A 7,809-nucleotide genomic window follows, 5' to 3' on the forward strand; every position below is an offset into this window, starting at 1 on the left:
TTATCGTCTTTGGGGTAATCGCACCCTTTCAAGTGATACAAAATTTGCTTTCTTATCGGTGGTGAGAACCGCAGATATGATCAATGACGCCATTTTGCGCGGGCATCTATGGGCTGTCGATCGTAATATCAAAAAAACCTACATGAGTGACGTGAGTGAAAGCGTCAATGCCTATTTGCGTGATTTAAAAGCACAAGGCGCCATTCTTGGTGGGCGCTGTACGCCTGATCTAGAGTTGAATACAGCAAGCGCTATTGAAGGCGGAAAAGTTTATTTCAATGTCGAATTCACACCAACAACACCAGCAGAACACATCACATTCCGTTCACGCATTGTGAATGATTATTTAGAGGAGATTTTTTAATGGCTATCCCCGTTTTACCAAGAGTTTTGAAATATTTTAACATTTTTGTCGACGGTATTCCCTATCAAGCAAAATGTGAAAGCGTAACATTACCGAATTTGAACTTGGTTGTTGAAAGTTATCGCGGCGGTGGCATGGATAGCTCCATTGAAGTTGACCTTGGTCTTGAAACCCTCACGCTTAGCATGACCATTTCTGATTGCTCTCCAGAGTTAATGGCACTGTTGGGGCGCACTGATGTCGATATCTCATTACGAAGTTCAATGCAAGCGCAAGGCACACCAGCAGAAGGTGTTGTCATTACCATGAGAGGACTATGCAAAGGCTTTGAAATGGCAGAATGGCAACCGGGCAGCAAAGCAACATCCACAACTACCTTCACATTGCAGTATTTCAAATATGTCCAGAAGGACGTTGAAATCGTTGAGATAGATGTCCTCAACTTGGTGAGAAAATTCAATGGCGTCAATCAACTCGCAGACCATAGAGAAAATATAGGATTATAAAAATGACAGTCCAAACAAGCATTACACATAAATTATTGATACCTGTTACTTTTGAAGGAAAAGAGCACACCACAATTACCTTACAGCGCCCCAAAACAAAAGATGTGCAAGCAATCGACAAAAAAGAAGGCATAGAGCAAACAATTGCTATGATCGCACGCCTTTCTGGATGGGCACATGAAGCGGTTGGAGAACTCGATATTAATGACTTGTCGAGCATTGGAGAGATTTTGGAGTCTTTTATCAAGCGGCGGGATACCTCGACTGGGAAACCGCCGCTAAACTCATAGCCGATATTACCATTGTGTTCCATTGGTCCCTTTCAGACATGATGGCAATGGAACCACAAGAACTCATATTCTGGCGAAACCAAGCAGCAGAAAGGTGTAAAACAAAATGAGTGAAAAAGTTGCTGATGCAAAGGTAAAATTGTCTCTTGAAGACAAACTCACCGCGCCTCTTAAACGTGTACAAAAAAAATTCGATACATTGTCTAAAACACTCTCACATAGTTTGGGTATTCCGCGCTTTTCTGCTGCTGTCAAAAACATGACAAAAAGCCTTCATGGTGTTCAAAGTGCTCTTGGAGTGGCGGCAAGCCGTGCTTCAGTCTTTACTGGTGTCTTGGGGCTTGCTGGTGGTGGTCTTGTGGCAAGTGTAGCCGCCCTCACCATGAAAACCATGCATCTGGGAGATAGTCTTTATCACGCATCACACCATTTAAATATGAGTGTTGCATCACTTCAATTATGGGGTGATGCAGCCGATAATTCAGGCACTTCTGCCGAACTTTTTCAACAATCCTTAGCGGTTTTAAATAGGCGTTCAGCACAAGCATATGCCGGACAAAAAAGAGGAATGATGGGCTTTGAAGCGCTTGGCATTTCTGTCAAAAACACTTCTGGAAAACTCAAATCCACTTCTGTCTTGTTAGAAGAAATTACCGACAAGATGAGTAAGATGAAAAGCCAAGCACAAAGACAGCATATTGCTGCTCTGCTGTTTGGGGGTGATGGTAAAGAAATGGCGACCATGCTTGCACAAGGCATGGCACCCATTAAAGAACTGTTTGCAAAGGCGCGAAAAGGAAAATGGCTGATAGGTGCCGATGTTGCACGCTATGCAGCAGATTTAAGTGACAAGCTTGGTGCCTTTAAGAAAAAAATAGGCGGTATCGCGAGCTTTATTGGCGCGCGTTTCATGCCCGTGATTAATGATATGATTGACGGTTTTTCAAAGTTGATTGATGAAAACCGCGACCTCATTCAAACAACCGTTGCGAGCTGGGCAAAAACCTTAAAAAAAGTCCTTAATGATTTGCTTAATCCTACCTCTGATTTAAGAAAAGGCATCAGTGATCTCACAGAGAGGATTAAAGGCTGGTTCCAATGGATGGAGCCGTTGATTGGTGAAATAACCCTTTTCAAGGTAGGACTTGTGGCACTTGGTTCGTTCATTTTTGGTCCACTCATTGCCGCATTAGCCGCAGCGGGAGCAGCGTTTGTTAGCCTTGGTATCACAATTATGACGACACCTATCGGTTGGTTAATGGGTGGCATTGCAGCGCTCTTTGTCCTCTATCAATATTGGGACAAACTCAATGGTTGGGTAGCAGCATCTTTAGCCGCGGTTGGAGCAGTTCTTATAGCTTCAGTTATTCCAGCAATAACCGCTGTTGGTTCTGCTTTTATATCGCTTGGTGTTGCTATCATGACAACCCCCATAGGCTGGATAATGGCTGGTATTGCAGCCCTTATTGGAATTGGATATCTGCTTTATAAAAATTGGGATACGGTCATGAATTTCTTACGAAATTTGTTGAGTTCTTTGGCTAATTTATGCAGTAACATTTTCAGTAACCTCTTTAGTCTCTTTAAAAAGTTTTCACCCCTCTCTTGGATTGCAAAAGGCATAAATGCATTGATTAAATGGTTGCTTGGGGTCGATTTAATGGAAGTAGGCTCCAATCTTATTAATGGGCTTTGGGAGGGCATCAAAAGCAAATGGGATGATCTGTATAACGGTTTTGGCAATATGATGAATAAATTAACCAGTTGGATGCCTAATTGGGTGAAAGAAAAGCTAGGCTTTAATGTTTCAATAGACAAGACTTCAACGCAGACCATTAAAACCTTTACTGATGAAACTAAAACACGAGCAAAAAGAATGCTGGATACAGCAGTGGTTACAAATACCCCACCTGAAAAACGCAAGAGTGGCTTTAATACAAGCGTAGTCGAAACAGGACAAATGCAGACTACAAATACAAAAGTAGGCGCCTTCAAAGCTCCCAAGCCAATTACGGTTCATAAGCCCGTTGAAGTAGATGCCCGCGTGATGATTTCAAATTTAAATATTTCCGTCCCCAATGGTCTCAAGGACGAAATCAGAGACGCTGTCAATCAAGCACTTGAACGCTATGCAAAACAGCAACGTTTAGCCATAGCCTCTAGCCTTTCGGATTAAGCGCCATGATGTTAGCTTTGGGTGGTTTTATTTTTTCGATTGAAACAGCAGCTTATCAAACACTTGATATGTCTTATGGGGTTCCATGGGTAGAGCAAGGACGATTGGGGCGCAAAGCAGCTCTTCAATTGCCTGCCCTTGCAAATGCGGAATTTTCTTTAACTGGTGTGATTTATCCAGATTTCAAAGGTGGTCACAGACAGCTCGAATATTTACGGCAAATGGCACATGAAGGACCTCACATTCTTGTGACTGGTCAAGGCAAAATCTTAGGTAAGTTTGTCATTCTTTCTGTAGAGGAAAAGCAAAGCATTTTTCATCATAACGGCACCCCAAAAAAACAAGAATTTACAATAAAGTTAAGAGAATATGGTGGAGACCTATGAGTGATCTTTACGTAACAAAAGAAGGCGATATGGTTGACGCCATTTGCTGGAAATACTATGCCAAGGGTCAACAAGCTCTTGCTGTTGAACGCGTCTATGCAGCAAATTTTGGTCTTGCAGACCATGGACCTATCTTAAAAGCAGGCATCACAATCGTTTTGCCAACCCTCCCCTATCCTAAAGCTACACCGGTGATTAGAATTTGGGGCAGTCAATCATGAAACCTTTTTGCACAGTGATGGCAAATGGAGAGGACATCACAAGAATGCTCATGGATTATGTTTTATCAATTGAAATTACCGATGAAGCAGAAAACAAAAGTGATCGTATCACTATAGAGCTTGATGACCGCGCACGTGACAGTGATAACGGCTTTCTTGATATTCCTCTTATCGGGACAGTTATTTCTGTCACACTTGGCTATGAAGGCGGAAAAAACCGCGATATGGGAGCCTATCTGATAGATGAAATCTCTGTAAGCAGCCCACCACAAAGCTTAAGTGTGACAGGGCGCGCCGCCTCCATGAACACGTCTTACAGAACCCCAAAAAGCCAATCCTATCACCAGCAAACCCTTGGCAGTATTGTTCAAGAGATAGCAGAGCGTAATGGCTATACACCAAAGGTTGATCCTTCTCTTGCAAAAATCGTTGTGCGTCATATTGATCAAACAGCTGAAAGTGATATGGCTTTTGCCGCACGCCTTGCAGAAGAATATGATGCGGTAGCAAAGCCCGTTGATGGCAAACTGGTGCTCGCCAAACGGGGTGAAGGCAAAGCCATCACCGGTGAAACACTCCCCATAGTTGTTATCCATGAAAAACATTGCACCTCTTGGGATTTTAAATACAGCGCACGGGATGAAGCAGGTGCAGCAAATGGCTTAGAAACGGATGTAGGAGACGACCAAAAAGCCGCTGCTGATGCACGAGAACCAGAAGAGATTGATGATGATGAAAACTTTATCCATATGGATGACAGTGATCAAGCAGCACCATCATCATCTGAATCGCAAAAAGCAGAAACAACACCTGAGAAAGAAGAGGAAGACAAAGAGAAAAAAGGCGGTGTTCTTGCAACCTATCATGATATCCGCAGTGGTGAAAAAAAAGAAGTCAAAGTTGGTAACCCACCGTTTCATGAACTCAAATACACCTACCATAATCAATCAGAGGCTGTTGCGGCCATTGCTGCTTATCGCAATAAATCATCACGCGGTAAGTCTTCTTTCTCATGTGATATCGGTGGTGATCCGTTTGTGCAAGCAGAAGCAAAGCTTGTTCAGGAGCCCCCTTTCCGCCCCTATATTCCAGCAGAATGGCGCATCAAGAGCGTTAAGCACAAACTTGATAAAACGGGTGGTTACACCACAAAAATAGAGTGCGAACTTTTTGATGCATCGCAAGAAGATGCGGCTGGAAACGTTGCAAACACAACACCAGACAAAGACGACACACTTGATCCAAACGCCCCACCAAACGCATGCGACGAAGGTGAAGGCGTCATCCATATGGATGAGGAAGACAGATAAGTCAAATTAGCAAAAATGTAAAAAATCTCGAAAGCAGCTTGACATTGTGGCGACAATATGAATAATCGAATCAGGTGCCTCAAAAACACCTTAAAACATCTAGCGGATTGGTTGCCGAAATAATCAATCTTCTGAACATTAAAGATTTTGACTCATTATATGCCGTGGCATATAAAGGTCTTGTCGGGTGTGGTTATGCTATACAATACCCTTTTGGGAAAGGCATAACGACGGACTAGATGCCGTGTTTTTGAGCACCCGGCACTCTCTATTGAGTGTCAATCAAAAACTTTAACATCTAGGAGTTCATCATGAACACTCTTATAAAAATATCAGAACAAATAATTGGACAGGAAACAGTTCAAACTGTTAACGCTCGCGAATTACACGCATTTTTAGAAGTAAAAACCAGTTTTAAAGATTGGATTATCAGACGTATTCAAGATTGTAAATTTAAAGAAGAGCATGACTTTTGCTCTTTTTTGAGCGAAAGTTCAGGTGGACGTCCTTCTAAAGATTATGCTCTCACCTTAGACATGGCTAAACATCTTTCGATGATCGAGCGTAATGACAAAGGACATGAAGCTCGCTTATACTTTATCAAATGTGAACGGCTCTTGAAACAAGTAGTGACACCACAAGTCGACTACTCCAAACCGGAAGCATTACTTGGTGTTTTAAATCACTTACAAAGCCAAATCGAGCAAAAGGATAACACCATTGCCGAATTAACACCAAAAGCAAAAGCTTTGGATGGTTTAAAGCGCTCTGATGGTTTGTTCGGTCTTATTGAAGCCGCGAAGATGCTTGAAGTGCGACCAAAAGATTTAACGGATTACTTACGTAAACATGATTGGGTGTATCGACGGGCTCCAGGAGCTCCCTTGTTACCTTATCAAGATAAGATAAAGAAAGGATTCATGGACTGCCCTGCTATCACCATTCAAAAACCAGATGGTACAGAAAAGGTACTCCCTTCAACAAAAATTACCTCCAGAGGATTAGCATGCTTAAGAGAACAAATCCATGGGGGTGTACAATGAAGATAGATACCAACTTCTTATGCGATTTATGGATAGCATTATCTCAATTTTCTAATGATGAAAATGTGAGCGACAAAGATTGTAGTGCTCTGGTTCAAACTATGAATGCAATAGAAAAGGTTCTAGTTTTAAAGCTTCAAGATGACGTGCCCAATATTACAAAAATCTTGGCAATTTTGACAGATTTTGGAGCTTCAGAACTGCCACATAGCATGGATTCTTTGTTGCGAACTTACGAACCAGATTTAGAGAGCCCCATTAAAAAGGTTGCTTAAGTTCAAAAACAGAACTCTCCTCCCCATCTTTAAAGGTGGGGAGGGGTTAATACACTAAAGTTATACGTGTGGAACTGGTCGTTCAAGAGGCTGTACAGCCAAACGAAACCCCATGGTACGCAGTAAAGCATTCAAGCTGCGGAACTCTGGATTACCTTTCTCTGAAAGTGTACGGTAAAGTTGTGTTGGGTTCAAGTTGGCTGCTTTAGCTACAGCTTGAACACCACCATAAGCTTTGGCCATTTGGCGTAGAGTTACAAGCAGCTCACCCTGATCACCATCTGCTAGGATTGCATCAAGGGTAGCCGCTGCCAACTCAGGATCATCACGGAATATTTCTGCCATTGCATCATCATGGTTACGGTCTTTCATTTTTGCACTCCTTTAATCTTCACGGTTTTGCCAATCACGCCAGCAAGCACATGCACGAGTGATATCAGTCTCTTGTGTTTTTTTGCTGCCACCGCATAATAGCAACAATACGGTCTTTCCAGATTGGACATAATAAACTCGGTAGCCAGGACCAACATTAATACGCAATTCATGAACACCCTCACGAAGCGGCTTGAAATCGCCAAAGTTTCCCTGCTCTAAACGATTAAGGCGGCGAATAATTGCAGTTTTAGCCTGCATATCACGGAGCTTTCGCAGCCAATCAGCTATCAAGTCTTTGCCATCAGAAGTAAGGTAGTGACGTATTTCAAACATGATGTATATTCGTTTATAAACGAATATTTGTCAAGAAAGAAATTAAAAGTTGAGAAAAAATCTTCTTTTATTCCAATGAAAAAGCGACATGAAGCTTAACCAAGCTATCTTTCCGAATGAGAAAGATGTCAATTTTTTAATCCAGCTCTGCTTTTTGCGGAGCTTTTTTTATGGAGAATCATATGCGAAAAATATCATCAGAAGGACTAGCACTTATTAAACAATGGGAAGGTTTGCGTTTGAACGCCTATAAAGATGCCATTGGGGTGTGGACAATAGGTTATGGACATACAAACAGTGCTGGAAAGCCTTTTATTTACGAAGGCATGACAATCACTGAAAAGCAAGCAGAAGAACTTCTTTGCCAAGATTTAAGACAATTTGAAAATGTCGTTGAACGCGCTGTTACAGTTTCATTAACAGATGAACAATTCGCGGCGTTAGTGTCGTTTTGCTATAATGTAGGAACAGGAGCCTTTTGTAACTCGACACTGTTAAAAAAGCTCAATCAAGGTGAATATGAAGCTGTC

13 protein-coding genes are annotated in these 7,809 nt (G+C 42.1%); 11 read left to right on the forward strand and 2 right to left on the reverse strand.

The window, feature by feature from the left end; all coding sequences use genetic code 11:
* The 10 genes from ACFIK2_RS08815 to ACFIK2_RS08860 all read left to right on the forward strand — a co-directional run.
* A partial coding sequence (locus ACFIK2_RS08815) for a phage tail sheath family protein (RefSeq protein ID WP_375677185.1) occupies window positions 1-364 on the forward strand: 364 nt, incomplete at its 5' end.
* Window positions 364-870 carry a phage major tail tube protein gene (locus ACFIK2_RS08820; protein ID WP_375659760.1) on the forward strand — a complete coding sequence of 169 codons (507 nt, stop codon included), beginning with the start codon at window positions 364-366 and terminating at the stop codon, window positions 868-870. The genes ACFIK2_RS08815 and ACFIK2_RS08820, both read left to right, overlap by 1 nt.
* Before the next feature lie 2 nt (window positions 871-872).
* Window positions 873-1,160: a phage tail assembly protein gene (locus tag ACFIK2_RS08825; RefSeq protein WP_375631916.1), complete on the forward strand. Its 288-nt coding sequence runs from the start codon at window positions 873-875 to the stop codon at window positions 1,158-1,160.
* A gap of 47 nt (window positions 1,161-1,207) precedes the next feature.
* On the forward strand, window positions 1,208-1,270 hold the full coding sequence (locus ACFIK2_RS08830) for a hypothetical protein (RefSeq protein WP_375609601.1): 63 nt from the start codon (window positions 1,208-1,210) through the stop codon (window positions 1,268-1,270).
* On the forward strand, window positions 1,267-3,336 hold the full coding sequence (locus tag ACFIK2_RS08835; RefSeq protein ID WP_375677186.1) for a phage tail tape measure protein: 2,070 nt from the start codon (window positions 1,267-1,269) through the stop codon (window positions 3,334-3,336). The genes ACFIK2_RS08830 and ACFIK2_RS08835 overlap by 4 nt, the downstream gene beginning before the upstream one ends.
* Before the next feature lie 5 nt (window positions 3,337-3,341).
* Window positions 3,342-3,722 (forward strand): phage tail protein, encoded by a 381-nt coding sequence (locus ACFIK2_RS08840; RefSeq protein ID WP_375640050.1) that lies wholly within the window; start codon window positions 3,342-3,344, stop codon window positions 3,720-3,722.
* Window positions 3,719-3,943 (forward strand): tail protein X, encoded by a 225-nt coding sequence (locus tag ACFIK2_RS08845; protein WP_375640049.1) that lies wholly within the window; start codon window positions 3,719-3,721, stop codon window positions 3,941-3,943. Before ACFIK2_RS08840 ends, ACFIK2_RS08845 begins: the two co-directional genes overlap by 4 nt.
* On the forward strand, window positions 3,940-5,253 hold the full coding sequence (locus ACFIK2_RS08850; protein ID WP_375677187.1) for a contractile injection system protein, VgrG/Pvc8 family: 1,314 nt from the start codon (window positions 3,940-3,942) through the stop codon (window positions 5,251-5,253). Before ACFIK2_RS08845 ends, ACFIK2_RS08850 begins: the two co-directional genes overlap by 4 nt.
* A 311-nt stretch (window positions 5,254-5,564) precedes the next feature.
* Window positions 5,565-6,296 carry an antA/AntB antirepressor family protein gene (locus tag ACFIK2_RS08855; RefSeq protein ID WP_375640047.1) on the forward strand — a complete coding sequence of 244 codons (732 nt, stop codon included), beginning with the start codon at window positions 5,565-5,567 and terminating at the stop codon, window positions 6,294-6,296.
* Entirely contained in the window at window positions 6,293-6,571 is a 279-nt protein-coding gene (locus tag ACFIK2_RS08860; RefSeq protein WP_375621864.1) for a hypothetical protein, read from the forward strand. Before ACFIK2_RS08855 ends, ACFIK2_RS08860 begins: the two co-directional genes overlap by 4 nt.
* A 60-nt stretch (window positions 6,572-6,631) precedes the next feature.
* Here the strand turns inward: ACFIK2_RS08860 and ACFIK2_RS08865 are convergent, their stop codons facing one another.
* Window positions 6,632-6,943, reverse strand: coding sequence for a DNA-binding protein (locus ACFIK2_RS08865; RefSeq protein WP_208439803.1), 312 nt, complete (start codon window positions 6,941-6,943; stop codon window positions 6,632-6,634).
* A 12-nt stretch (window positions 6,944-6,955) separates the two neighbouring features.
* Complete coding sequence (locus ACFIK2_RS08870; RefSeq protein ID WP_015857128.1) at window positions 6,956-7,279, reverse strand: type II toxin-antitoxin system RelE/ParE family toxin; 324 nt, start codon at window positions 7,277-7,279, stop codon at window positions 6,956-6,958.
* Window positions 7,280-7,461: 182 nt separating this feature from the next.
* Here ACFIK2_RS08870 and ACFIK2_RS08875 point away from each other — a divergent pair.
* Window positions 7,462-7,809, forward strand: a 348-nt coding sequence (locus ACFIK2_RS08875; RefSeq protein WP_375677188.1) for a lysozyme, incomplete at its 3' end; no start/stop codon positions are given.

Origin of the sequence: Bartonella sp. AP88XZML (assembly GCF_042195565.1) — a bacterium.
Taxonomy (GTDB): domain Bacteria; phylum Pseudomonadota; class Alphaproteobacteria; order Rhizobiales; family Rhizobiaceae; genus Bartonella.

Coding starts and splice junctions, on each gene's coding strand:
- ACFIK2_RS08820 (WP_375659760.1), top strand. CDS start 364: ATGGCTATCCCCGTTTTACCAAGAGTTTTGAAATATTTTAACATTTTT.
- ACFIK2_RS08825 (WP_375631916.1), top strand. CDS start 873: ATGACAGTCCAAACAAGCATTACACATAAATTATTGATACCTGTTACT.
- ACFIK2_RS08850 (WP_375677187.1), top strand. CDS start 3,940: ATGAAACCTTTTTGCACAGTGATGGCAAATGGAGAGGACATCACAAGA.
- ACFIK2_RS08835 (WP_375677186.1), top strand. CDS start 1,267: ATGAGTGAAAAAGTTGCTGATGCAAAGGTAAAATTGTCTCTTGAAGAC.
- ACFIK2_RS08840 (WP_375640050.1), top strand. CDS start 3,342: ATGATGTTAGCTTTGGGTGGTTTTATTTTTTCGATTGAAACAGCAGCT.
- ACFIK2_RS08865 (WP_208439803.1), bottom strand. CDS start 6,943: ATGAAAGACCGTAACCATGATGATGCAATGGCAGAAATATTCCGTGAT.
- ACFIK2_RS08855 (WP_375640047.1), top strand. CDS start 5,565: ATGAACACTCTTATAAAAATATCAGAACAAATAATTGGACAGGAAACA.
- ACFIK2_RS08870 (WP_015857128.1), bottom strand. CDS start 7,279: ATGTTTGAAATACGTCACTACCTTACTTCTGATGGCAAAGACTTGATA.
- ACFIK2_RS08860 (WP_375621864.1), top strand. CDS start 6,293: ATGAAGATAGATACCAACTTCTTATGCGATTTATGGATAGCATTATCT.
- ACFIK2_RS08845 (WP_375640049.1), top strand. CDS start 3,719: ATGAGTGATCTTTACGTAACAAAAGAAGGCGATATGGTTGACGCCATT.